Here is a 25832-nt window from a genome sequence, read left to right on the forward strand (position 1 = left end):
ATTGCCATCGTAGTGCGCGGCGACCCCGGGGCCCCGCAGAAGCGCCGCAGTCGGTACGCGCACAGCGAAAGCACGGCGGTTTATGGCTGCCGCTGCGAATGAAACCGCCGAGTCCGTGGTTCTATGGAACACCAAGAGATCCTGAGTCAGGCCTTCCCGGCTGCAGGATCTCTGGAGCATTGACCTGAGGAGGCGAAGAGCATGACCGGCACAACTGGCACCGTGGAAAACCAGCCCACTACCTTGACTGCCCTTGACCGTTGCGACCGCTGTGGAGCGCAGGCGTACGTGCGAGCAGCGCTCACATCCGGTGTTCTGCTCTTCTGCAATCACCACGGCCGGCAGGTCGAGGATTCGCTGCGGCCCAAGACCGTCGAGTGGATCGACGAGTCGGATCGCCTCGCGACCGCCAAGTAGCAGCAGCACCACACAGAAGCAAGTGGCGCAGCACCATACAGAAGAAGGGTGCGGACCAGAGAAATCCGGTCCGCACCCTTCTTCTGTGTCCGCTGAGCTACAGCGGGGGCTGAGCTTCAGCGGGAGCCCGCCAGGCTCAGCTCCCGCGGGTCTGAGCCTGGCGGAGCTGAAACTCAGTCGAGGTAGTCGCGCAGGACCTGCGAGCGGCTCGGGTGACGCAGCTTCGACATGGTCTTGGACTCTATCTGCCGGATCCGCTCGCGCGTGACGCCGTAGACCTTGCCGATCTCATCGAGGGTCTTCGGCTGACCGTCGGTGAGGCCGAAGCGCATCGCGACCACGCCGGCTTCGCGCTCGGCGAGCGTGTCCAGCACCGAGTGGAGCTGCTCCTGGAGCAGGGTGAAGCTCACTGCGTCGGAGGGCACCACGGCTTCGGAGTCCTCGATGAGGTCGCCGAACTCGGAGTCACCGTCCTCACCCAGCGGGGTATGCAGCGAGATCGGCTCGCGGCCGTATTTCTGGACTTCGACGACCTTCTCCGGGGTCATGTCGAGTTCCTGTGCCAGCTCCTCCGGTGTGGGCTCGCGGCCCAGATCCTGGAGCATCTGCCGCTGGACCCGGGCCAGCTTGTTGATGACCTCCACCATGTGCACCGGGATGCGGATGGTGCGTGCCTGGTCCGCCATCGCGCGGGTGATCGCCTGGCGGATCCACCAGGTGGCATAGGTCGAGAACTTGAAGCCCTTGGTGTAGTCGAACTTCTCGACCGCGCGGATCAGTCCCAGGTTGCCTTCCTGGATCAGGTCCAGGAAGAGCATGCCGCGCCCGGTGTACCGCTTGGCCAGCGAGACCACCAGGCGGAGGTTCGCCTCCAGCAGGTGGTTCTTGGCGCGCTTGCCATCGGCGACCACGAGCTCGAGATCGCGCCGGAGCCGGCGGTCGGTGATCTTCTGCTTGTTCAGCTTGTGCTCGGCGAAGAGTCCGGCCTCGATGCGCAGCGCGAGGTCCACCTCCTGCTCGGCGTTCAGGAGGGCGACCTTGCCGATCTGCTTGAGGTAGTCCTTGACCGGGTCCGCGGTGGCACCGGCGGAGACCACCTGGATCGCGGGGGCGTCGTCCTCATCGGCGTTGGAGATGACGAAGCCGCGACCCTTGGACTCCTCCTCCTCACCCTCCTTGGCCTTGACCGAGGCCTCAGTGATGGCTTCAGGGTCCTCCCCGTCGGCCACGGCCTTCGCGACGGCCTTCTCCAGGGCCGCGGTGGGGGCTGCCTTCTCCTCGGCGTCCGCCTCGGCCAGGACCTCGTCCACCGGATCCGCGGCGCGCTTGCGGCCTCCGGTCTTCTTGGCGGGAGCCTTGGCCGAGGAAGCGGCGGCGCTCTTCGTCTCCGCAGCGGACTTCGCGGCGCCAGTCTTGGCCGCAGTCGACTTGGCCGCAGTGGACTTCGCGGTGGTTGACTTGGCGGCGCTGGACTTCGCGGCGGGCGCCTTGGCGCTGGACTTCGCGGCTGAGGAGGCCGGGCTCTTCTTCGCCGCAGTGGACTTCGCGGCGGTGCTGCGAGCTGCAGTGCTCTTCTTGGCGGGCGTCTTCTTCTCAGCCTCTGCAGCGGCCGCGTTCTCTTCGGTGGACTTGGACGCAGTAGTGGGCACGGTGACCTTCCGACTTAGACATAGGGTGCAGATGCGATGAACTTGTCGGTCAACACACCTATGACCCTGTCAAGGCCATTATAAGAACCGCACTCCTCTGAGGAGCTGTCAACAGCCCCTCAGGTGGGTGGGATCCTACGATGGTTGCAGGGTCTCAATGGTTGACAACATAGCGTGTTCCGCCCGCATTCCCAATCTGAGAGTTTTTCCGGGCTAATCCGGGCTCGGCGCGGTGGTCCTGGTCCAGGACCAGCTGTGCTGCTTGGTCCGGGCCCAGAGGCACACACCCTTGAGCTGCATCAGCCGCTCGATGATCCGGCTCAGCTCGTTGTCCGGGAACTCGCTCAAGCATTGGTCGATGAAGGATCCGGCAGCGGTGCCTCGGCCTCTGGCCCATTCGATCCACGCCATCAGGCAGAGCAGGTGCTCGCGTTCGACGCCTCGGGCGTAGGGCACCAGAGTGTTGAGCACATCCTCGAGCCCGTCGACTCGTTCCCAGTCTGGCCGTGACCGGGTCTCGCCGAGGAACGACGCCGCATAGAGCTGCAGCATCGCCGCCTCCGCGCGTTCAGGCGGTGACCCGGTGAGGCACTCCCTGTGGCGCACCCCCGCCATGGCGTGATCAAGCCCCAAGGTGGCCAGCGGAATGAGCAGATCCCGGTCGAACCCGGTGCGAAGCTGGGTCAGGAGCTCGATGAGGTTCCGAGCCTGAGCGAATGGCTCCTCGGAAGTGGCTCGCTGATCTTCGCTGCGCGGGGCCACGGCATCGATGCGGCGCCCCTGCTGCGGCGCGGCGGCCCGAGCCAGTGCGAGGTTCCAGGCGTGGAGCCGACGTCGCAGCTGGCGCGTCTCGGGCAGCGGGTGTGTGGCGCTGCCCGTGCGCAGGTCGGCCAGGAGCGCCTCGATCCTGGGGTCCGCGACCGGGGCTCGTTGAAGAAATGCGGCGGCGGCCTTCTCCAGCGGCGCCGGATCACCGCCGGGGAGCCCGTTCTGGAGGCCTCCCAGGGTGGGGATTCGAAGTTCGCCGATGCCCAGGCCCGGCAGCCCGCAACAGGCCGGGTCCGCGCAGAGCGGGTCGCGCACGTTCTCGGCAGCGAGGAACCAGGTCTGGACGATGCGCACGCAGTACTCGGCCTCGAGCACGATCCGCAGCGCCTCCAGGCAGCATCTCCAGGTCTCGTGCTGGCTCGGCGAAGCAGCCTCGTCTCCGATCAGCATCACCATGGCCGCCTCGGGAGCCGGGGAGGACCCCTCCCCAGCCAGGCAGTCCGCGACCATCCGGGCGCAGGTGAACGGCTCCTGCAGCGCCGGCTTCAGGTCGAGCCGCATATGGCCTCCGGTGCAGCCGTCGAGCAGCCCTATGACGATGAGTGACTCCGGCGGGAGCCGCCCGAAGGTGTGCCGCACCAGGGCGAGGCAGTCTGCGGGGTTCGTGATGTCCAGCGGCCCCGGAGGAGGATCCGAGGCGTAGCGCCTGTGGGCCGGGCTGGGAAGCCGGTGCCGTGCGTGCGGGTGTGCGTCCATAGAGCCAGAGTGCGTCAAGTCCAGGGAACCCCGGCGCTGCCGGGGTGGACTGTGGACAACTCCGCGGACGGGCTCCACCGCGCGGCGCTGTGGAGAACCCCACGGCCCCCAGCAGGGCCGTGGGAGGGCTCCGGGGCGGCAGCAGCTGCTCGGGGCGTCGGCTACTCGGGACGGTCGGCTGCCCGGCACGGCGGCTACCCGGGGCGGCGGCTACTCGGGACGGTCGTGATCCTCTGGCTCGGCGTCCGGGCCGTGCCGGTCCTCCCCCGAGGTCGTGCCGGGATTCTCCCGTGCCGCATCGTCGTCCTTCGGGCCAGGCTTCGCCGGGCCAGGCTCCTCTGGGCGAGGTTCCGCCGGGCCGGCATCTCCGGGGGCAGGCGTCCTGCGATCCGGCGACGCCTCGTCGAGCAGGCCCTCGATCGAGCCCGCGCGGGCTGCTTCGGCGTCGGCGGCTGGATCGTGGTGGCGCAGATAGGCCTCCACCGCCGCGCCCAGCTCCTCGGCGTCGGGCACTGCGTCGTCGTCCTTGACCAGCAGCGAGCGCTGCTGCGGGGTGGCGTACTCGTCGAAGTTGCGCTCGAGTCGGTCCACCATCCCCTGGATCTCGGAGTTCTGCGCCACCTGCCGAGAGATGTCCTGCTCCACCATCCGCGAGGACTCGCGCAGCTCATCGGTGGGCAGCATCAGCTCGAGCGCCGCACCGGCGTATTCCAGGGCGGCCACCGCCACATGCGGGAAGCGCCCACCGGCGAGGTAGTGCGGGACATGCAGCGTGTAACCCACCACATCCCGGTCCGCCTCGGCGACCCGCAGCTCCAGGAACTGACTCAGCCCGGCCTCGATCTGCGCACTGGGCCCCCAGGTGGAGATGCCGTCGATGAGATCTGGACGGTTGCCGTGGGCCGTGACACCGATCGGGCGGGTGTGCGGGGTCGGCAGACCCAGCGCGTCCACCAGCACGACGAGCTTCACATCGAGCCGGTCCACCAGTGCAAGCACCGCCTGGGACACGCGGTCCCACTGATAGTCAGGCTCGTCGCCGGTCAGGAAGAGAAACGGCCGACCGAGGGCGTCGCGCACCTCGTAGAGCTCCAGCGAGGGCGCCTCGAAGTTGCTGAACCGGTTGTCGGTGAAGGTGATCTGTGGCCGGCGCGACCGGTAGTCGAAGAGTTCATCCACCTCGAAGCTGGCGAGCCGCCGGTGGGGCAGCGTGCCGAGCAGGGATTCCGAGAGCTGCTCGCTGAGGCTGCCGGCGTCGGTGTGGCCGGACCAGGAGACCAGCAGGCTCAGTCGATCGGCGGGCGGCGCAGCCTCGCGCAGCACCAGAGCGCCGCCCTCGGCGCTCACGCTGGACTCGTGCCCGTCCTGGGCACCGAGGTTGATGGAGGAGTCCGACTCCTCTTCTCCATCGGCTGCGGGATGGACATGCAGCAGATCCAGGGGGTCCTTCACCTGAGGGGTCCTCTTTCCGGTATGGGGTTCGAGCGGGGCCCGGCGTATGAAACGCCGCCGGTCCGACTCCTAGGGTCGTCAGTACAACAGGATGCCAGCTGCGGGCATTCCCGCCTGGAAGTTGGTTAGGATCGAACACAGGAAGAACCACGACGACATAACCGATTCCAACACCCCAGGAATCAGACAGGACCACAGTGATCCACGATTTCCAGCCCAGCCTTTCCGCCGTCTCCACCTCTGTTGAGAAGACCGACACCGATGCTCTGGTGCTCGGCGTCGCCAAGGGGCCGCAGGGTCCGATCCTGCTGCCCAACCCGCTGGCCGACGACGCCGCCAAGGGTGTCGCAGACTCGCTGAAGGCCCTCGGGGCCACCGGCGCGGCGGATCAGCTGCTGCGTCTGCCCGGGATGGACGGCTTCGCCTCTGAGACGCTCGTGCTCATCGGTGTGGGACCGCTGACCGGTGAGGTCACCGGGGGAATCAGCCTGGAGGCGCTGCGTCGTGCGGCCGGCTCCGCGGTGCGTCAGCTCGGCAGCATCGGGTCCGTGGCGCTGGCGCTGCCCGCGTCCTCGGTGGAACAGGTCGGGGCCATCGCGGAGGGTGCCGCGATCGGCGCCTACTCCTTCAACCACTTCCGCAGCTCCGAGGAAGCCCGCACCTCCAGCCCGGTCAGCAACATCCAGGTGCTGACCGCGCTCAAGGAGAAGCAGACCCGGCCCGCGATCGACCGGGCCGCCGTCGTCGGCTCTGCGGTGCGCGCCACCCGTGACCTGGTGAACACTCCGCCGAGCCACCTCTACCCCGAGAGCTTCGCCGAGCTGGTCTCCACGCTCGGTGAGCGCACCAAGGCCCCGGCCCAGCAGGGCGGCACCGCGCGGGCGGCCAAGCTCAAGATCAAGGTCTGGGGCGAGAAGGAACTCGCCCGCGACGGCTTCGGCGGCATCCTCGGCGTGGGCGGCGGCTCCTCCCGGAAGCCCCGGCTGGTCCGCATGGAGCACTCCCCTGCCAAGCCGGTGGCGCATATCGCGCTGGTCGGCAAGGGCATCACCTTTGACTCCGGCGGGCTCTCACTCAAGCCCGCCGCCGCGATGACCACGATGAAGCTGGACATGGGCGGCGCCGCCACGGTGGCCGCCGTCGTCCGGGCGGTCGCGGACCTGAACCTGCCGGTCAAGGTCACCGGCTGGCTGTGCCTGGCCGAGAACATGCCCTCCGACACCGCGCAGCGACCCGAGGATGTCATCACCATCCATGGCGGGAAGACCGTGGAGGTGCTCAACACCGACGCCGAGGGTCGACTGGTCCTGGCCGACGGTCTCGTCGCGGCCTCGGCCGAGCAGCCCGACGCGATCATCGACGTGGCCACGCTCACCGGGGCGCAGATGATCGCCCTGGGCACGCGCACCTCCGGCGTGATGGGCAATGAGGAGCTGCGCGAAGCACTGGTGATGGCCTCGAAGGCCGCCGGGGAGAGCCTCTGGCCGATGCCGATCCTCGAGGAGGGACGCTCCGGGTTCGACTCCGAGGTCGCCGATCTCACGAACCTCGGCGACCGCTTCGGCGGCATGCTGAACGCCGCCGCCTTCCTGCGCGAGTTCGTCGGCGACCGCACCGGCGCCGCGGCTGACCCGCTGGACCCCGAGACCTCCCGCATCCCGTGGGCGCACCTGGACATCGCCGGTCCGGCGTTCAACGAGAAGGGCGCCTACGGCTACACCCCGAAATCGGGCACCGGCGTGATGGTCCGCACCCTGATCAGCTACCTCGAGGGCCTGAGCCGCTGATCCAGTGGCTGATGCCTGCGCACAAGCGATAGGCTGGCCGCAGGAAACACCCTGGGAACGGCTCCCCGACGCGCCCCACGGCCCGCCGGGGAGCCGACTCAGACCGAATCATGATCTTCACGTCTCACCCAATGCAAGGGAGCAACGACCGTGGCCGACCAGCCTCAGGAATTCGACGTACTCGTCCTTGGAGGGGGCAGCGCCGGCTATGCCGCAGCGCTTCGCTCAGTCCAGCACGGACTGACCGTGGGCCTCATCGAGAAGGACAAGCTGGGCGGGACCTGCCTGCACTGGGGCTGCATCCCGACCAAGGCGTACCTGCACTCCGCCGAGCTCGCCGATGAGGCACGGACCTCTGAGAAGTACGGCGTGAAGATGAACTTCGAAGGCGTGGACATGGCCAAGGTCCGCGAGTACAAGGACGGGATTGTCGCCGGCAAGTACAAGGGTCTGACCGGTCTGCTGAAGATGCGCAAGGTCACCGTGATCTCCGGGGAGGGCAAGCTGGTCTCGGAGAACGAGATCGAGGTCGACGGCACCCGCTACACCGGCAAGAACATCGTGCTCGCCACCGGCTCGACCTCGAAGACCTTCGGTTTGCCGCTGAGCAAGAAGATCATCACCTCCACCGAAGCCCTCGAGCTGGACTACACCCCGAAGTCGGCCATCGTGCTCGGCGGCGGCGTGATCGGCTGCGAGTTCGCCTCGGCGTGGACCTCCTTCGGCACCGAGGTCACCATCATCGAGGGGCTCCCCTCGCTGGTGCCCAACGAGGACCCGGCGATCATCAAGCAGCTGGAGCGCACCTTCAAGAAGCGCGGCATCACCTTCAACACCGGCACCTTCTTCAACGAGGTCAAGGAGACCGAGGACGGCGTCAAGGTCACCCTCGAAGACGGCAAGACCTTCGAGGCGGAGATCTGCCTGGTCGCCGTCGGCCGCGGACCCGTCACCGAGGGCTTCGGCTTCGAGGACGCCGGGATCACCCTGGACCGCGGGTTCGTCATCACCGACGAGCGGCTGCACACCGGGGTCGGCAACATCTTCGCGATCGGCGACATCGTCCCAGGTCTGCAGCTGGCACACCGCGGCTACCAGCAGGGCATCTTCGTCGCCGAGGAGATCGCAGGCAACAACCCGGTCGTCGTGGAGGACATCAACATCCCCAAGGTCACCTACTGTGAGCCGGAGATCATGTCCGTGGGCTACACCCAGCCCGCTGCCGAGGAGAAGTACGGCAAGGACCAGATCGAGATCACCGAGTACAACCTCGCGGGCAACGGCAAGTCCTCCATCCTGGGCACCGGCGGCCTGATCAAGATGGTCGGCGTCAAGGGTGGCCCGATCGTCGGAGTCCACGGCATCGGCACCCGCATCGGCGAGCAGGTGGGCGAGGCCCAGCTGATCGTGAACTGGGAGGCCTACCCCGAGGACGTCGCGACCCTGCTCCACGCGCACCCCACGCAGAACGAAGCCATGGGCGAGGCCGCGATGGCGCTCTTCGGCCACCCGCTGCACGGCTGACCCGCATATCCCGGATTCCCGGGGCCACTTTCCAGAACTGCCCGTTGAGATAAATGTTCCAGCCGTGAGGCTGCGTCGAACTTTGAGAGTAGGAGTCGGACACCATGTCTGAAACCGTGAACCTTCCAGCCCTAGGTGAGTCAGTCACCGAAGGCACCGTGACCCGCTGGCTCGTTGAGGTCGGTGACACCGTCGAGGTCGACCAGCCGCTGCTGGAGGTCTCCACCGACAAGGTCGACACCGAGGTCCCCTCCCCGGCCGCCGGCACCATCGAAGAGCTCCTGGTCGCCGAGGACGAGACCATCGAAGTTGGCGCCCCGCTGGTGCGGATCGGCGACGGCTCCGGCGGCGATGACTCCGGATCCTCGGAGGACTCGGCTGATTCGGAAGAGTCCGCCGAGCCCGAACAGTCCGACGACGAGTCCGGCACCTCCACCGAAGAGGCCGAGGATGCGGCCACCGAGGCGGCCCAGCCCGAGGCCACCGAGCAGGCCGCAGAGGAGAACACCTCCGATGAGGGCTCCTCTGAATCCTCGGACGAGTCCTCCCAGGGCGGCGAGTCCGGTGGCGGCGAGACCCAGGAGATCACCCTTCCGGCGCTCGGCGAGTCCGTCACCGAGGGCACCGTAACCCGCTGGCTGGTCGAAGTCGGCGACACCGTCGAGGTCGACCAGCCCCTTCTGGAGGTCTCCACCGACAAGGTCGACACCGAGGTCCCCTCCCCCGTGGCCGGCACCATCCAGGAGATCAAGGTCTCCGAGGATGAGACCATCGAGGTCGGCGCGGTCCTGGCCCTCGTCGGTTCCGGCTCAGGCTCAGGCTCGAGCGGGTCCAGCGAGTCTGCCGATTCCGAACAGGAGTCGGACGCCGAGGCCGAGCAGGCACCCGAGCCCGCCACCGAGGAGTCGGCGCCGGAGCAGTCCGAGCCCGAGCAGTCCGAGCCCGAGCGGTCCGAGCCCGAGCAGTCGGAGCCGGAGCGGGAGCCCGCTCCGCAGGAGCGGACCAAGCAGGAGGCCCCGGCTCAGAGCGAGCAGAAGTCCGAGTCCAAGCGCGAGACTAAGAGCGAGTCCTCGGATTCCTCCGCCGAGGGTTATGTGACTCCGCTGGTGCGCCGTCTGGCCAAGAACGAGGGTGTGGACCTGGCCGACGTCAAGGGCACCGGGGTCGGTGGACGCATCCGCAAGCAGGACGTCGTCGACGCCGCTGAGGCGAGCAAGTCCCAGTCCCGGTCCGAGGCCCCCGCCGAGGCTCCTGCGGCCGCGAAGTCCGCACCCAAGGTCGAGGTGGACAAGACCAAGCGCGGCTCCACGGAGAAGGCTCCACGGATCCGTCAGGTGATCGCTCAGCGGATGAACGAGTCGCTGGACATCTCCGCGCAGCTGACCCAGGTCCACGAGATCGACATGACCCGGATCGTGAACCTGCGTGCGAAGGCCAAGGCCTCCTTCAAGGAGCAGAACGGGGTGAACCTCACCTACCTGCCCTTCATCGGCACCGCCGTCACCGAGGCGCTGAAGCAGCACCCGAAGCTCAACGCCGAGTACGACGAGGCCAACCAGCAGATCACCTACCACGACAGCGAGCATCTCGCGCTGGCCGTGGACACCGAGAAGGGCCTGCTGGTTCCGGTGATCAACGACGCCGGAGATCTCAGCATCGCCGGGCTCTCGAAGAAGATTGCCGATGTGGCCGAGCGGACCCGCCAGTCCAAGATCGGTCCGGGAGAGCTCTCCGGAGGCACCTTCACGATCACGAACTTCGGCTCGGTCGGGGCCCTGTTCGACACCCCGATCATCAACCAGCCGCAGGTCGCGATCCTGGGCACCGGCACCATCGTCAAGCGCCCGATGGTCGTGACCGACGGCGACGGCAACGAGTCCATCGGCATCAGGCACATGATGTACCTCTCGCTGACCTACGATCACCGACTGGTCGACGGCGCCGACGCCGGTCGCTTCATGCAGACCCTGAAGGCTCGTCTGGAAGAGGGCAACTTCGAGGCGCAGCTGGGCCTCTAGACCCGGCCGAGGCGTCCAGCCTCGACACACAGAGCAGGGCCCGTCCGTTCATTCGGACGGGCCCTGCTCTGCGTCTGCGCCCGGCACGAGGGCGCCCTGTTCGACAGCTGTGCCAGGCTCACGCACGCGATAGAGCAGCCACTGTCCCTCCTGCCGGTGCATCACCAGCACCACGTCCTGGGACTCAGCCACCCCGGTGTCCAGCCCGCCAGCGATCACCGAGGCGTGCAGCTCAGCAGTCGTGGGCGACCCGGCCCCTGGCTCCCAGGGCGGCGTCCTCCCCGGAACTGACTCCGTGGGCGAGGGCACGTCCTGGCCCGGATCGGTCACCCGGATCTTGAGAGTCTCACCCTGGTAGCTCGTGCCACCATCGATGAGTCGCTGGATCAGCGCAGCATCTGCCACCTGGGCCGGGCTCTCAGGCACCGTATAGCGGCCGACCGCCTCCTGGGAGGTCTCTCGCAGCGCCTGCGTCCGCAGCGCTGCGAGCCCCTGCACCGCTCGCACCGGGTCCCGATCCCGCAGCTGTTCCCCGGGACTGGGTGGCCTGGGGCTGGCTGCGCCAGTGCTGGGTGCGCCGGACCGGTCGGCGTCGGATGCTGGCGGCTCCTGGCTGACCTGCGCACCTCCGGGGTCGCTGCCCTCTTCCGTCTCCGCCTGCCCCGCTTCCGCCTGCCCCGCTTCCGCCTGCCCCGTCTCCGCCTGCCCCACCTCCGCATGCTGCACGGCCGGCCCGAGCGGCGTCGTCGGGCCGGGGGTCAGGATCTCGGAGGAGAACCAGAGCCCCGCGAGCACCACGGCAGCCACGGCGAACGCCCTGAGGCGAGGGACCCAGCGCCGGACGCCCGTGCCGGGACCGGTCAGGGTCGGCAGTTCCGGCACCACCTCCTCGTGGACATGCGGGGTCAGATCCAACGCCCTGGGAGCGGCGCAGCGGAAGAGCTGCACGGCGAAGTCCTGAGCGTCGGGCCGCAGCGCGGGATCGTCGTGCAGTCCCGACTCCAGCAGCCGGGTGATGGAGAGCGGCAGCTCCGGGCGCAGACTCTGCAGCGGTGCCCGGTGGCGGTCTCGGGCCGGCATCGACCCGGTCAGTGCGAACCAGGCGACTGCAGCCAGGGAATAGACGTCGGCCTCAGGGGCCAGTCCCGCGCGGGCGGCTCTTCGGGTGGCCGAATCCGCACCGGAAGGAAGGCGCCCCTCCAACTCCCGTTCCGGGGCGGCAAACCCGGGAGTGCCGGTGTCTGAACGCGGGGTCCCGAGGATCGGGGCGTCCGCGAGATCTCCCAGCGCAGGTTTTCCATCTGCGGCGAGCAGGATGTTGCCTGGCGAGACGTCCCCGTGGGCGACCCCGCCCTGATGCAGCGCCCCCAGTGCGGTGGCGATGGGAGTCAGCACCGTGACCACCTCACCCAGCCCGAGCCGGCCCACGCCGCGCAGCAGCTGGGCCAGAGATCCCGCGCTGTAGGGCTCCAGCATCAGCCCGATGCCCTGGGAGGTCTCCAGCGCCCCGTAGGCCCGGACCAGGTGTTCATGACGCAACATGTCCAGCGCCTGAAGTTCCGCGGTGACGTGGTGCAGCGGGGGCCGGCCCGCGAGGTGGGCGCGCGGAACCTTCAGCGCGAACGCCGCGGGCGGGCAGCCGTCGACAAGGTGCCAGTCCGGTTCCGCGGGGGAATCCCACCACACCAGCCAGACCAGTGCGCTGCTGCCACCGCCCAGCAGCCGCTCCACCGTGATGCCGGGGGCCTCCGGGGGCTCCCAGCCCTGGTGACCCGCAGCGTCGAAGCTCCGCATGACCCGCTCCAGCGGGGTCGCCCGGTCCGTGCGCTCTGCAGTCAGATCCTCCCGGATGGGCGCTGCCCGGGCTCCGGTGGTGCCTGCGGTGATGTCACCGTCCATGACCTCCATTCTGCTCGCCCGATTCCCGCCCGCGGGGTTATCCACAGGTCATCATCTGTCCGCGGTTCTCAGCGCAGGACCAACTCGGTCTAGGCTGGTGTCATGGAGCTCACCTTCACGAAGCTGGGATTCGATCCGCAGCTCCTCGACTACTCCGAGGGTCTCCGCGTCCAGCGGCGGCTGCATGACGCGGTGCAGCAGGGTTCGGCACCCTCCACCGTGCTGCTGCTCGAACATGCCGACGTCTACACCGCAGGGCGTCGGACCGAGCCCGCAGACCTCCCCGAGGACGGCACCCCCGTGGTGGAGGTGGATCGCGGCGGAAAGCTCACCTGGCACGGACGCGGCCAACTCGTCGGCTACCCGATCCTTCACCTGCGCGACCGATCCCTGGTCAAGGACTACGTCTGCGTGCTGGAAAAGACGCTGATCCGGATACTCGTCGCCGACTTCGGCATCACCGGCACCCAGGTGCCGGGACGCTCCGGCGTCTGGATCACCGGGGACGGCCCCGACCGCAAGATCGCCGCCATCGGGCTGCGCGTGCACCACTCGGTCACCATGCACGGGTTCGCCCTGAACTGCTCGAACGACCTGGCGCCCTTCGAGAACATCATCGCGTGCGGGATCACGGACGCGAAGACCACCAGCATCAGCGCCGAGCTGGGCCGTGAGGTCACCCCGGAGGCGGTGGCCGACCGGGTCGCGGAAGAGCTGCGCCAGGCGCTGCCTCCGCTGCTGCACCACGCCGACGACGACGCGCCCGCCACACCCGTGGCTTCCGGGCTCGGCGCAGACCAGGGCACCTGTGAGATGTCCCGAACTACAGAAGGAGCACCACAGTGACTGTGGCACCTGAAGGCCGACGCATGCTGCGCGTCGAAGCACGCAACGCCTCGATCCCCGTGGAGCGCAAGCCCGAGTGGATGCGCACCAAGGTCAAGATCGGCACCGAGTTCACCGAGATGAAGAAGCGGGTCGGCGAGAAGGGCCTGCACACCGTCTGCGAAGAGGCCGGCTGCCCCAACATCTTCGAATGCTGGGAGGACCGGGAGGCCACGTTCCTCATCGGCGGCTCCGCCTGCACCCGACGGTGTGACTTCTGCGAGATCGACACCGGCCGGCCGGGCGCCGTGGACGAGTCTGAGCCGCTGCAGGTCGCCCAGTCGGTCCAAGAGATGCAGCTGCGCTATGCGACCGTCACCGGTGTGGCTCGCGACGACCTCCCCGATGAGGGCGTGTGGCTCTACGCCGAGACCATCCGCAAGATCCATGAGCTCAACCCCGGGACCGGGGTCGAGATCCTGATCCCCGACTTCTCCGGCCGCGAGGAGAACATCGCCGGGATCTGCGAGGCCGCGCCCGAGGTGTTCGCGCACAACGTCGAGACGGTCCCGAGGATCTTCCGCCGGATCCGCCCGGCGTTCCGCTACGAACGCTCCCTGGACGTGCTGACCCAGGGACGCAGCCACGGCATGATCACCAAGTCCAACCTGATCCTCGGAATGGGTGAGACCCGCGAGGAGGTCTCGGAGGCGCTGCGCGACCTCCACGACGCCGGCTGCGACCTGCTTACGATCACCCAGTACCTGCGGCCCACCCCGCGGCACCTCCCGGTGGACCGCTGGGTCAAGCCCCAGGAGTTCCTCGACATCTCCCAGGAGGCCGAAGGGATCGGATTCCTCGGCGTCATGTCCGGGCCGCTGGTCCGCTCCTCCTACCGGGCCGGATCCCTGTGGGCCAAGGCGATGCAGAAGAAGGGCTGGGAGATCCCCGCCGCACTGGCACACATCGAACCCTCGGGTGCGACCAAGCAGGAGGCCTCCACGCTGGTCGCCGCGGGCTTCTGAGCCTGCGGTAGACTGGGCGCACTATGGCACCAGCAGACTCCACTCCTCCCAAGGCTTCCTCCAAGGCAGAGGCAAAGGCCGCGCTCAAGAACCTCAAGGCCGAGCAGAAGGCCGAGCAGCGCAACCGCAAGGCCCGCAAGAAGGCCAATAAGCAGGAAGGGTTCTTCTCGCGGATCAAGCAGGTCTTCACGATGACCCGCTCCTATGATCCCAACATCGGGTGGTGGATGGCACTGGCCTTCTTCGCCACCTTCGGCGTGTTCTTCCTGCTGTTCACCCTGCTGATGAACTGGGTCACCGGCCTGCTGATCGGTCTGCCCTTCGGCCTGCTCGCCGCGATGATCGTGATGAACCGGCGCGCCGAGAAGGCCGCGTTCTCAAGGATCGAGGGGCGCCCGGGCGCCGCCGCCGCGGCGTTGAGCACGCTCAAGCGCGGCTGGATCGTCACCGAGGAACCGGTGGCCATGGACCCCAAGACCCAGGACGCGATCTTCCGGGTGCTCGGCAAGCCGGGCCTGGTGCTGGTCACCGAGGGACCCGCCGGCCGGGTGAACAAGCTGGTGGAGAAGACCCGCAAGCGGTTCAGCCCGATCCTGCGCGACACCGGAGTGCCGATCCACGTGATCCAGTCCGGCCGCGGGGATCAGCAGGTCCCGCTGCAGAAGCTGGCCAAGACCATCAAGAAGCTCGACAAGAAGCTCACCAAGCACGAGGTCAACGCGGTGGACCGCAGGCTCACGGCGCTTCCGATCTCCCGGCCGCCGATCCCCAAGGGCGTGGATCCCTACCGCACCCGCCCCGACCGCAAGGCGCTGCGCGGCTGATCCTGACCCGCCGCTGAACCACCTGCCTGACCGAACCCCGATCATCCACGAGATGATTGGGGTTCTGTCATCCCCGATGCTAGGCTGTTGTGCTGTCTGGCAGGCTTCGCATCTCTACCGAAGATCCCCTGCACACCGGCTTCCCGCAGATCACTCTGACGGGGTATCCGTGTGCCGGTGCGAAGTCGCAGTGCCGTGAGCCTTCGGCGGCTCACACTCTCCGAACCACGGATCTCGGAGGCCAGGTACCTGAACGTTTGTCGCGGTCAGGAATAAACATCATTCGCCGACAAGACAGAAAGGCATTCAATGCCCACATCACCATTGCGCAGTCGTCGTACTGTGAAGGCCTCGCGAGCCCTTGGCATCGCGCTGACCCCCAAGGCCCAGAAGTACCTGGATCGCCGCCCCTACGGCCCGGGCCAGCACGGCCGGACCCGCCGTCGCACCGACTCGGACTACGCGGTGCGCCTGAAGGAGAAGCAGCGTCTCCGCGCTCAGTACGGCATCCGCGAGGCGCAGATGCTGCGCTACTACGAAGAGGCCAAGCGCATGCACGAGGGCCTGACCGGTGAGAACCTGGTCGAGCTGCTCGAGTCCCGGCTTGACGCCCTGGTTCTGCGTTCGGGCTTCGCCCGCACCATCGCCCAGGCCCGCCAGTTCGTGGTCCACCGCCACATCATGGTCAACGGCAAGCGCGTGGACCGCCCGTCCTTCCGCGTGAAGCCCGGCCAGATGATCCACGTGCACGAGCGCTCCGAGGTCTTCGAGCCCTTCCAGGTGGCCGCCGCAGGCACCCACCAGGATGCGCTCCCCACGGTTCCCGGCTACCTCACCGTCGAGATCGAGAAGCTTCAGGCGACTCTGTCCCGCAAGCCCAAGCGCGAAGAGGTCCCGGTCACCTGCGAAGAGCAGCTCGTGGTCGAGTTCTACGCACGCTGATCCCCAGAGGATCTCTCAGAACCTCGTTCTGAAACCCACAGAGCCCGCTGCCCTCCCCACCGGAGGCCGCAGCGGGCTCTGTGTTTCCACTAAGCTGGTCCCGGCGCAGATCCGGAGGGGTCGCAGATATGAGACCTCCCCGGCCGACTCGCAGCGACCATCAGCAGGAGGACCCGAAAGCCCATGAAGACCGAGGACATCGCCCGGACGTGGTACGACTACTTCGCCGCCAAGGGGCATGAGCGCGTCCCCTCAGCATCACTGATCTCACCGGATCCCTCGGTGCTGTTCACCATCGCCGGCATGGTGCCGTTCATCCCCTACTTCATGGGCACCGAGACACCCCCCTACTCCCGCGCGGTCTCCGTGCAGAAGTGCATCCGCACCGCCGACATCGAAGAGGTCGGCAAGACCGCCCGCCACGGCACCTTCTTCCAGATGTGCGGGAACTTCTCCTTCGGCGACTACTTCAAGGAGACCGCCATCCCGATGGCCTGGGAGCTGCTGACCCACCCGCGGGAGGCCGACCCGGTCACGGGTCTGCGCGGCTACGGGCTGGACCCGGAGCGGCTCTGGATCACCGTCTACCAGGACGACGACGAGGCGTACGCGATCTGGCGCGATCAGGTCGGTGTCCCCGAGGCCCGGATCCAGCGCTTCGGCCCCGAGGACAACTACTGGAACACCGGACAGCCCGGCCCGGGCGGTCCCTGCTCCGAGATCTACTACGACCGCGGCCCCGCCTACGGCATTGAGGGCGGACCCGCCGCCGACGAGACCCGTTACGTGGAGATCTGGAACCTGGTCTTCATGCAGTACCGGCTCTCTGCGGTGCATTCCAAGACCGAGTTCGAGGTGGCGGGCCCGCTGCAGAACAAGAGCATCGACACCGGCTTGGGCCTCGAGCGTCTCGCCATGGTGCTCCAGGGCGTGGAGAACATGTACGAGACCGATCAGGTCCGCCCGGTGCTCGACCGCGCCGCCGAACTCGCCGGCATCGAATACACCTCCACCGAGGATCCCGCCGACCCGCACCACGCCAATGATGTGCGGCTGCGGATGATCGCCGACCACGTGCGCAGCTCGCTGATGCTGATCTCCGACGGCGTCCGCCCCTCCAACGAGGGCGGCGGCTTCGTGCTGCGCCGCCTGATCCGCCGGGTGATCCTCGCGATGCGCCTCATGGGTGTGGAGCAGCCGGTGTTCGGCGAACTCGTCGGCGTGTCCAAGGAGGCCATGAAGGGCACCTACCCCGAGGTCGAGTCCGGCTTCGAGAAGATCCACCAGGTCGCGGTCAAGGAGGAGCAGGCCTTCCTGCGGACCATCTCCGCCGGCACCGCCAAGCTGCGCTCCGCAGTGAGCTCCGCGCAGAGCGCCGGGGCTGCGGTCACCGGCGCCGACGCGTTCGCGCTGCACGACACCTACGGCTTCCCAATCGACCTGACCCTGGAGATGGCCGCCGAGGCCGGGGTCGGGGTCGACGAGACCCAATTCCGGGCCTTGATGACCGAGCAGCGCGAACGCGCCCGGGCCGACGCGAAGGGCAAGAAGTCCGGCCACGCCGATACCCAGGTGTATCAGGAGCTGCGCGCCGACTCCCCCACCCATTTCACCGGCTACACCGAGCACACCACCGAATCTCGGATCCGCGGTCTGCTGGTGGGCGGAGAGGCCCGCAGCAGCGCCTCCGCCGGGGAGGACATCGAGCTGGTCCTCGACGCCACCCCGTTCTACGCCGAGGCCGGCGGTCAGGCTCCGGACACCGGTCGGATCACCGGTGACGGCTTCGAGCTCGAGGTCCTCGACGTGCAGTCACCGATCAAGGGACTCTCGGTCCACCGCGCCCGGGTCCTCTCCGGCGAGGTGCCCGCCGGCGCCGAGGCGCTGGGCGCCATCGATGTGCGCCGCCGGCTCGACGCCGAGAAGGCCCACACCGGCACACACCTGATCCATGCCGCGCTGCACGACGTGCTGGGCCCGGAGGCCGTGCAGGCCGGCTCCTTCAACAAGGAGGGCTACCTGCGCTTCGACTTCACCTCCGAGGCCGCGATGAGCACCGCCGCCCGGCAGGAGCTCGAGGCCGTCGCCAACCTTGCGATCCGGGACAACTACGAGGTCCTGACCCGGGTGACCTCGTTGGAAGAGGCACAGGCGCAGGGTGCGATGATGCTCTTCGGTGAGAAGTACGGCAACGAGGTCCGCATGGTCGAGATCAACGGGGCCTGGTCCCGCGAACTCTGCGGCGGCACCCACGTGGACGCCACCGCCGAGATCGGCACCCTGGCCCTGATGTCTGAGGCCTCCGTGGGATCCGGCAACCGGCGCGTCGAGGCCCTGGTCGGCCTCGACGCCTTCCACCACTTCGCCGCTGAGCGGACCCTGGTCAACCAGCTCACCGAGATGCTCAAGGTCCCCGCCGATCAGGTCCCGGACCGCATCGCCGCGACCCTGGCCAAGCTCAAGGAGGTCGAGCGTGAGCTGGAGAAGCTGCGCAGCGCCGCGCTGCGGGCCAAGGCCGGCGAGCTGCTCTCGCAGGCGGTGGACGCCGGTGGCGTCGAGGTGCTGGCACACAACGCCGGGGCCGTGGACGGCGCCGATGATCTCCGAGCCCTCGCACTGGACCTGCGCGGACGCTTCGGCTCCCGTGCGGCAGCAGTCGCGGTGGCCGGTGAATCCAAGGGCCGACCGGTGATCGTGGTGGCGACCACCGAGACCGCCCGGGACCAGGGTGTCTCCGCGGGAGACCTGGTCAAGCGCGCCTGCGCGGTGCTCGGCGGCGGAGGCGGCGGCAAGCCCGACCTCGCCCAGGGCGGCGGCCAGGATGCCTCGAAGATCCCCGCTGCCCTGCAGGAAGTCACCTCTGCGGTGGGCCAGCGTGGCTGATCACTCCGAGCAGCCCGCTCCGGGCGCCGCTGACGCTTCGGGTGCCGCAGACGCGGCGAGTGCTGCGGGTGCCGCGAACGCTGCGGGTGCCGCGGCCACCCCCGCCACCGGCGACACCCCGGCACCGAACGTGCGGGCCGGGGTGCGCCTGGGCATCGACGTGGGTGAGGCCCGCGTCGGACTCGCCGCATCAGATCCCGACGCGCTGATCGCCACCCCGGTGATGACCCTGCGCCGAGACGCCAACCGGTTCTCCGATCTGTCCATGCTGATCACCATCATCCGGGACCGGCAGGCCCGCGCGGTCTATGTCGGTCTGCCGCTATCGCTCTCGGGACGCGAGACCCCCTCGACTCAGAAGGCCCGCGACTACGCGGGGCAGCTCGCCGGGATGATCGCGACCGCCGGTCTGCAGACCGAGGTGTACCTCATCGATGAGCGGCTCTCCACGGTCTCGGCCGCGACCAAGATGCGCGCCTCCGGGGTTGCATCGAAGGATCAGCGGACTCGCATCGACCAGGCGGCGGCCGTGGAGATCCTCACCCACGCCCTGGACCTGCGGCAGTCCTGGGGCCGGGAACCCGGAGCGCCAGTCTCCGCAGCGTAGAGACAGGCGGCGCAAGAGCGCTCGAACCTCCCGGAGTACGGCTCTCTCCACAGCGGCGCGCCGCGCCCGGTCTGGTGCCACGCTCCTCCACAGCCGTGACCGGGGCCCTGGCAATACGGTGATGATCGGGCAGGCTGGAGGTATGCCACCCCAGACCGCGCCGAGCCTTCCTCCGGGCCTCTACCGCTCCGGCTCCGGCTTCTCCGCGGGAGAGCTCCAGGTCATGGTCCACGAGGGCGCCGTGCGTCCGCTGTTGGGCGACCTCTACGCCTGCAGCGCCCTGCCCGACGCCCCCTCGCTGCGCGCCCAAGCCTGCCGAGCACTGCTCAGCGGCTCCCTGCACGCCCACGCGGTGCTCTGCGGGCAGTCCGCCGCCTGGGTGCACCTGGGCGTCGGGTCAGCCCCGGAGCGGATCACCGTGATCACCGCCGGGGTATACCGGCGCCGCACCGCAGGGGCGATCCCCTGGCAGGTCCATCAGGTGCCGCTGGGAGCACACGAGCAGCTTCAGCTCCAAGGAGTCCCGGTCACCACCGCGCTGCGCACCGCAACGGACCTGTTCCTGGGCATCGGCACGGTTCAGAGCCGCCGGGCCCTGGATGCACCGTCCATCGCACGCAGCACGGAACCCACGCCGCACCCAGGACCAGTGCAGCGAGCGGGTTCGGCGCAGCTGCCCGGCGCACCCGAGAGTGCCGGCTGCGCGGAACGGTGGGCGCTGATCCGGGAACTGCGCCGCGCGGCTCCGGAGCAGATCCAGCTGATCACCCTGCTCCGGGCGATCGACACTCGGCGCGGCGGCCGAGACACCGGCCGACGCCGAGGCCAGGAGCAGCTCGAGGCGCTGCTCCAGGCCCGGATCTTCGACCGGTGAACGCTTCAGGTGCGCGGGTCCGCGCCAGGCTCAGTGTTCCCGGCGTTTGCCCACCGTGCGGTAGACGTCGTAGACCCCGTCGATCCGGCGCACGGAGTTCAGCACGTGGTTCAGATAGCGGGGGTCGCCCATCTCGAAGGAGAACCGGGAGATCGCCACCCGGTCCCGCGAGGTCTGCACGCTCGCGGAGAGGATGTTGACCTGGGATTCGGCGAGGACCCGCGTGACGTCCGAGAGCAGCGACTTGCGGTCCAGCGCTTCGACCTGGATCTCGACCAGGAACACCGAGGACTTCGTGGGGGCCCACTCGACCTCCACCAGGCGTCCGGGCTGTTCGCGCAGCTGCTGGACGTTGCGGCAGTCTCCACGGTGCACCGAGACCCCCTGGCCGCGCGTGACGAAGCCTTCGATCTCATCCGGCGGCACCGGGGTGCAGCAGCGGGCCAGCTTCACCAGCACGTTCCCGGCACCCTTGACGATCACCCCGGCGTCGGAATACTGGTTGGCCGGAGTGCCTGGGGAGGTGATCGGGGTGGTGTCGTGTTCCTCGGACTCCTCCTCCTCGGGCTCGAAGAGCGCGGTCAGGTGGTCGATGACGTTCTGGGTGGAGACGTGCTCCTCCCCCACTCCGGCGTAGAGCCCGGCGACCTCGGTGTAGTGCAGCTGCTTGGCGACGGTGTCGAGCACCTCGGGGTTCATCACCTTCTGCAGCGGCAGCGCGGACTTCCGGATGGCCTTGGTGAGACTCTCCTTGCCGCGCTCGATGGACTCCTCGCGGCGCTCCTTGGAGAACCAGTGCCGGATCTTGTTCCGGGCCCGCGGGCTCTTGACGAACATCAGCCAGTCGTTGCTGGGCCCGGCGGTCTCGGACTTGGAGGTGAAGATCTCCACCCAGTCCCCGTGCTGGAGCTCGGAGTTCAGCGGCACCAGCTTCCCGTTGACCCGAGCCCCGATGGTCTTGTGCCCGACGTCGGTATGGATCGCATAGGCGAAGTCCACCGGGGTGGAGCCCGCCGGCAGCGCCATGACCTCACCCTTGGGGGTGTAGACGAAGACTTCCTTGGCGTTGATCTCGAAGCGCAGCGAATCCAGGAACTCGTCGGGGTCCTTGGTCTCGGACTGCCAGTCCACCAGGGAGCGCAGCCAGCCGATGTCCTCGGTGGCCTGGGACTGCTGGGTCGCGGTCCCGGCCAGGGATCCGCCGGTGGGCTGGTTCACCGCAGAGTGCGGCGCGGTGGCGGAGGAGTCCTGCTTGTACTTCCAGTGCGCGGCCACGCCATACTCGGCGCGTCGGTGCATCTCATGGGTGCGGATCTGGATCTCGACGGGCTTGCCGGCCGGACCGAGCACCGTGGTGTGCAGCGACTGGTACATGTTGTACTTCGGCATCGCGATGTAGTCCTTGAACCGACCGGGCAGCGGGTTCCAGCGGGCATGCAGCGCGCCGAGGACCGCGTAGCAGTCCCGGATGGTGTCCACCAGCACCCGGACGCCCATCAGGTCATGGATGTCGTCGAACTCTTTGCCGCGCACGATCATCTTCTGATAGATCGAGTAGTAGTGCTTGGGCCGCCCCGTGATGGTCGCTGAGATGGCCGACTCGTTGAGGTCATCGGCGATGGTCTCGCGCACCTCGGAGAGGAACTTCTCGCGCTGCGGAGTGCGATCCCCGACCAGCCGGACGATCTCCTCGTAGACCTTGGGGTACAGGGCAGCGAAGGAGAGGTCCTCGAGCTCCCATTTGATGGTGTTCATCCCCAGCCGATGGGCCAGCGGGGAGAAGATCTCCAGGGTCTCCTTGGCCTTGCGGGCACTGGACTCGGCGGCCACATAGCGCCAGGTGCGTGCGTTGTGCAGCCGGTCGGCGAGCTTGATCATCAGCACCCGGATGTCCTTGGCCATGGCCAGGACCATCTTGCGCACGGTCTCGGCCTGCGCGGCGTCGCCGAACTTGAGCTTGTCCAGCTTGGTGACCCCGTCGACCAGCAGCGCGATCTCAGCGCCGAACTCCTCGGTGAGCTGTTCCAGCGAATAGCTGGTGTCCTCGACCGTGTCGTGCAGCAGCGCGGCGGCGAGGGTCGATCCGGTCAGGCCCAGTTCCGCCAGGATGGTGGCGACTGCCACCGGGTGGGTGATGTAGGGATCACCGCTCTTGCGCTTCTGGTCCCGGTGGTGATGGTTCGCCACCTCGAAGGCGCGCTGCACCAGGGGAAAGTCCTGCTGCGAATCATTGGCCCGCATGGCGCGCAGGAGCGGCTCGAGCAGCGGCGAGGAGGCCGCCTCATCACTGACCACCCCGACGGCGCGAGCCCGTCGAACCACGGGCGGTGAGGCTGCGCTCGCTGCGGCGAGCTGCGTGGTGCCCTCGACTGCCGGGCGTTCCTCGTTCACCAGTGCGGACCTGCTTTCCCTAGGACTGAGCCGGGATGCTGAAGACGGCGTGTCGGCAATTGTAGCCCCATTTCAGCCGCTGCTGAGACTCAGTGCTCGTGCGGGGTCTGAATGATGACCTGGTACTCGTCTTCGGCTTCCAGGTCCTCCTCCGGCTCCGGCTCTGGAAGCGGCGGGAACTTCACCGGTCGTCCGGATTCATCCAGCGCCGTGCCGGACCAGGTGACCGCGTGCACCCCACGGAGCTCGCGCAGCCGCAGGACCTCTTCGGTGTGAGCCTTGATCTCGGCGTCGTTTCGGCGCATCCGGGCGTAGAGCGGGGCCTGGATGAAGATCGTGGCCAGTGTGCCCACGATGATGCCCACGAAGAGCGAGAGTGAGATGTCGCGCAGCGTGCCGGCGCCGAGCAGCAGCGAGCCGATGAACAGGATCGAGCCCACCGGCAGGATGCCCACCACCGAGGTGTTCAGCGAACGGACCAGGGTCTGATTCACCGCCAGGTTAACCCGTTCGGTGAACGTCTGGTCCTTCTGCTCCCTCAGCGGCTCCAGGTTCTCGCGGATCTTGTCGAAGACCACCATGGTGTCGTAGAGCGCATAGGAGAGGATCGTGAGGAATCCGATGATCGCACTGGGGGTCACCTCGAATCCGGTCAGCGAATAGATGCCGACCGTGGTGATCACCACGAAGCCCAGCCCCAGCATGGCCGCCAGGGACATGGTCCAGGTGCGGAAGTAGAACGCCATGTACAGCGCCACGAGCACCACGAAGATCACCAGGCCGAGCAGCATCTGTTGCGAGATCTGCTCGCCCCAGACCGGGCCGATGAAGGTGGAGCTGACCTGTTCCCCGGTCACACCGTAGCCCTGCTGGAGCGCCTCGGCGACCTCCAGGGTCTCGGTGTCGCTGAGCTCAGCGGTCTGCACGCGCACCGTGTTGGGTGCCACGTTGGTGACCACAGCCTCCTGCCCGGAGATCTCCGACACGGCGTCCTCACCGACCGCGATGTCGGTGTTCTCGGTCTGCGAGACCGTGAACTCCGAACCGCCGGTGAACTCGATCCCGAGGTTGAAGCCGCCACGGAAGAACGGCAGGGCGATCGAGGCGAGCACCAGGATCCCGGCGATCAGGAACCAGAGGTTGGATCGCTGGATGAACGGGTAGGACCGTTCACCGGTGTAGAGCTGGTTGCCGGTCTTGGCGAATCCTGCAGCCATCAGCGGTCCTCCTCGATCTCACTAGTTCTCAGGCGCCGTTCCGAGGCCTCTGCGTCATGCGGTGCGTCCTCGGAGCTGCGCTGACGGGCCGCAGCGGCCCGCGCGCGGCGCCGTTCGGCGATCGTCATCTGGCTCCATTCGAGATCTGAGATCTCGGGAAGCTCCTGGATCCGGGCCTCCCGCGCGTCGTCGGGGGTTCCCGCCGAGCGTGGCAGCGGACTGCTCGGCGGCCGGGGGTCCCCGCCGGGGTCTGCGGTGGAGTCGCTCGGCGTCATCGGCCCCGCCGGTCCTTCGGCGACCACGGTGCTGCGTGCGAACCGCCCGCGACCGCGGTAGAGCACATCGACCCCAAGCTCCTTCTCGGAGAGCCCGGAGAAGGGCTTGCCGGCGGCGAAGAACTTCCGACGGGCGATCAGCTGCATCAACGGGTGGGTGAAGAGGAACACCAGGATGATGTCGATGATGGCGGTCAGGCCCAGGGTGAACGCGAATCCGCGCACATTGCCCACGGCCACGAGGTAGAGCACCACAGAGGCGATGATGTTCACGGCCTTGGAGGCCAGGATGGTGCGCCGGGCTCGGGCCCAGCCGGCCTCCACCGCTCCGGGCAGGGATCTCCCCTCGCGCAGCTCGTCCTTGACGCGTTCGAAGTACACGATGAAGGAGTCTGCGGTCAGACCGATCGAGACGATCAGCCCGGCGATGCCGGCGAGCGAAAGCCGGTAGCCGTCGCTCCAGCCCAGCAGGGCGATGGCCCACCAGGTCATCACGCCGGCGACCACCAGCGAGGCGATGGTGACCAGGCCCAGGGCGCGGTATTGGAACATCGCGTAGCCGGCGACCAGGACCAGGCCGATGATGCCGGCGATCAGGCCGAGCCGCAGCTGCTCCTCGCCCAGGGTGGCGGAGATCTGCTGCTCGGACTCGATCTCGAAGCTGATCGGCAGCGAGCCATAGCGCAGCTGCTCGGAGAGCCCGCGGGCCTCGTCCTCGGTGAAGTCACCGGTGATCTGCGGGCGCCCGTCCACGATCGCTGCCTGTGTGGTCGGTGCCGAGATGACCTGGCCGTCGAGCATGATGGCGAACTGGTTGCGCGGGGCCTCCAGGTTGACCAGGCGGGTGGTGGTGTCGCGGAACGCCTCGGTTCCCTCGCCGTCGAAGTTGATGGTCACCGCCCAGCGTCCGGTGGACTGCCCACTGGGAGACTGCTCCATGCCGAAGCTGGAGTCGGCGATGTTGGTGCCGGGGACCTCCACGGGTCCCAGCAGGTACTTCACACCAGAGTTGGGGTCGCAGGAGATCAGCGGCTCCTCATCCGAGGCTTCGGCGCGCTCTTCGAGACTGATCTCGGTGCTGCAGGTGAAGTTCGCGAACTCCGCGGCCAGCTCAGGGGTGATCCAGTTCGGGTCGGAGCCGTTCTCCGGCTCCGCCGTGGGCTCCTCGAAGTCCTCGGGCTCCGCCGCGGGGGTCTCCTCGTCCTCCTCCGCGGTGGCCGCGAGCTCCTCCTCGAGCGCCTCGGCCTCCTCCTCGGAGAGGTCCTCGTCCTCGAGCAGCGTCTGCTGCAGGAAGTCCAGGTCCTGCTCCACCTGGATGACCGGGCGGAACTCCATGTTCGCCGACGCCTGGATCAGTTCTCGGGTCTCTGCGTCGGGCACGCCGGGCATGCCGACGACGACGTTCTCCCCACCCTGAGTGGCGATCTCCGATTCGGTGACGCCGGAGCCGTCGACGCGCTGGCGGATGATCTCCACCGCCTGCTCAAGCTGTTCGGCGTCGATCTGTTCGTCGCCCTCGACCTGGGGCGAGAGGACCATCTGGGTGCCGCCTTCGAGGTCCAGGGCAAGCAGCGGCGCCCACTGGGCGCGGCCGTCCTGGACCGCGAATGCAAGAAGTCCGCCCATGCCCAGGAGCAGCACGAGCAGACCGATCAGGGCGCCGCGGGCACTCGCGACGGGGGTGCGTGGAGCCATAGGA

18 protein-coding genes are annotated in these 25832 nt (G+C 68.1%); 11 read left to right on the forward strand and 7 right to left on the reverse strand.

From position 1 onward, the window contains the following. The first annotated feature begins 201 nt into the window (after nucleotides 1-201). The gene (locus I2487_RS09905) at nucleotides 202-417 is read left to right on the forward strand and encodes a DUF7455 domain-containing protein (protein ID WP_207171848.1); all 216 of its coding nucleotides are present in this window, start codon (nucleotides 202-204) and stop codon (nucleotides 415-417) included. Between the two features lie 173 nt (nucleotides 418-590). Here the strand turns inward: I2487_RS09905 and I2487_RS15525 are convergent, their stop codons facing one another. From I2487_RS15525 to I2487_RS09920, 3 genes are all read right to left on the reverse strand, one after another. Continuing rightward, a complete protein-coding gene (locus I2487_RS15525) occupies nucleotides 591-2099 on the reverse strand; it encodes an RNA polymerase sigma factor (protein ID WP_345941406.1) in 1509 nt (502 codons plus the stop codon). Between the two features lie 180 nt (nucleotides 2100-2279). Beyond that, nucleotides 2280-3590 carry a DUF4192 family protein gene (locus tag I2487_RS09915; protein ID WP_207171844.1) on the reverse strand — a complete coding sequence of 437 codons (1311 nt, stop codon included), beginning with the start codon at nucleotides 3588-3590 and terminating at the stop codon, nucleotides 2280-2282. Between the two features lie 210 nt (nucleotides 3591-3800). Beyond that, entirely contained in the window at nucleotides 3801-5042 is a 1242-nt protein-coding gene (locus I2487_RS09920; protein WP_207171842.1) for a PAC2 family protein, read from the reverse strand. A 197-nt stretch (nucleotides 5043-5239) separates the two neighbouring features. Between I2487_RS09920 and I2487_RS09925 the strand changes: the two genes are divergently transcribed. From I2487_RS09925 to sucB, 3 genes are all read left to right on the forward strand, one after another. Beyond that, a complete protein-coding gene (locus tag I2487_RS09925; RefSeq protein ID WP_207171840.1) occupies nucleotides 5240-6829 on the forward strand; it encodes a leucyl aminopeptidase in 1590 nt (529 codons plus the stop codon). A 150-nt stretch (nucleotides 6830-6979) separates the two neighbouring features. Beyond that, nucleotides 6980-8353, forward strand: coding sequence for a dihydrolipoyl dehydrogenase (lpdA, locus tag I2487_RS09930; protein ID WP_207171838.1), 1374 nt, complete (start codon nucleotides 6980-6982; stop codon nucleotides 8351-8353). A gap of 104 nt (nucleotides 8354-8457) precedes the next feature. After that, on the forward strand, nucleotides 8458-10371 hold the full coding sequence (gene sucB / locus I2487_RS09935) for a 2-oxoglutarate dehydrogenase, E2 component, dihydrolipoamide succinyltransferase (RefSeq protein WP_207171836.1): 1914 nt from the start codon (nucleotides 8458-8460) through the stop codon (nucleotides 10369-10371). Between the two features lie 48 nt (nucleotides 10372-10419). On the opposite strand, the gene I2487_RS09940 is transcribed toward sucB, so the two are convergent. Continuing rightward, entirely contained in the window at nucleotides 10420-12270 is a 1851-nt protein-coding gene (locus tag I2487_RS09940; protein WP_207171834.1) for a protein kinase domain-containing protein, read from the reverse strand. A gap of 102 nt (nucleotides 12271-12372) precedes the next feature. On the opposite strand from I2487_RS09940, the gene lipB reads away from it, so the two are divergent. From lipB to I2487_RS09975, 7 genes are all read left to right on the forward strand, one after another. Continuing rightward, complete coding sequence (gene lipB / locus I2487_RS09945) at nucleotides 12373-13116, forward strand: lipoyl(octanoyl) transferase LipB (RefSeq protein WP_207171832.1); 744 nt, start codon at nucleotides 12373-12375, stop codon at nucleotides 13114-13116. Continuing rightward, nucleotides 13113-14120, forward strand: coding sequence for a lipoyl synthase (lipA, locus tag I2487_RS09950; RefSeq protein ID WP_207171830.1), 1008 nt, complete (start codon nucleotides 13113-13115; stop codon nucleotides 14118-14120). The genes lipB and lipA overlap by 4 nt, the downstream gene beginning before the upstream one ends. A 23-nt stretch (nucleotides 14121-14143) precedes the next feature. Continuing rightward, nucleotides 14144-14944, forward strand: a complete 801-nt coding sequence (locus tag I2487_RS09955; protein WP_207171828.1) for a DUF4191 domain-containing protein — start codon at nucleotides 14144-14146, stop codon at nucleotides 14942-14944. Between the two features lie 309 nt (nucleotides 14945-15253). Beyond that, complete coding sequence (gene rpsD / locus I2487_RS09960; RefSeq protein ID WP_133726351.1) at nucleotides 15254-15886, forward strand: 30S ribosomal protein S4; 633 nt, start codon at nucleotides 15254-15256, stop codon at nucleotides 15884-15886. Nucleotides 15887-16069: 183 nt separating this feature from the next. Continuing rightward, nucleotides 16070-18769 (forward strand): alanine--tRNA ligase, encoded by a 2700-nt coding sequence (alaS, locus tag I2487_RS09965; protein ID WP_207171826.1) that lies wholly within the window; start codon nucleotides 16070-16072, stop codon nucleotides 18767-18769. After that, the gene (ruvX, locus tag I2487_RS09970; RefSeq protein WP_345941394.1) at nucleotides 18762-19376 is read left to right on the forward strand and encodes a Holliday junction resolvase RuvX; all 615 of its coding nucleotides are present in this window, start codon (nucleotides 18762-18764) and stop codon (nucleotides 19374-19376) included. The genes alaS and ruvX overlap by 8 nt, the downstream gene beginning before the upstream one ends. Nucleotides 19377-19518: 142 nt before the next feature. Continuing rightward, nucleotides 19519-20250: a hypothetical protein gene (locus I2487_RS09975; protein WP_207171822.1), complete on the forward strand. Its 732-nt coding sequence runs from the start codon at nucleotides 19519-19521 to the stop codon at nucleotides 20248-20250. Between the two features lie 30 nt (nucleotides 20251-20280). On the opposite strand, the gene I2487_RS09980 is transcribed toward I2487_RS09975, so the two are convergent. The 3 genes from I2487_RS09980 to secD all read right to left on the reverse strand — a co-directional run bounded on the left by I2487_RS09980 (nucleotide 20281) and on the right by secD (nucleotide 25828). Further along, nucleotides 20281-22572: a RelA/SpoT family protein gene (locus I2487_RS09980; RefSeq protein WP_345941407.1), complete on the reverse strand. Its 2292-nt coding sequence runs from the start codon at nucleotides 22570-22572 to the stop codon at nucleotides 20281-20283. A 158-nt stretch (nucleotides 22573-22730) separates the two neighbouring features. Continuing rightward, nucleotides 22731-23858 (reverse strand): protein translocase subunit SecF, encoded by a 1128-nt coding sequence (gene secF / locus I2487_RS09985; protein WP_207171818.1) that lies wholly within the window; start codon nucleotides 23856-23858, stop codon nucleotides 22731-22733. Continuing rightward, nucleotides 23858-25828 (reverse strand): protein translocase subunit SecD, encoded by a 1971-nt coding sequence (secD, locus tag I2487_RS09990; protein WP_207171817.1) that lies wholly within the window; start codon nucleotides 25826-25828, stop codon nucleotides 23858-23860. The genes secF and secD overlap by 1 nt, the downstream gene beginning before the upstream one ends. Between the last annotated feature and the right edge of the window lie 4 nt (nucleotides 25829-25832).

Source organism: Nesterenkonia sp. E16_10, assembly GCF_017347085.1.
Taxonomy (GTDB): Bacteria; Actinomycetota; Actinomycetes; order Actinomycetales; family Micrococcaceae; genus Nesterenkonia.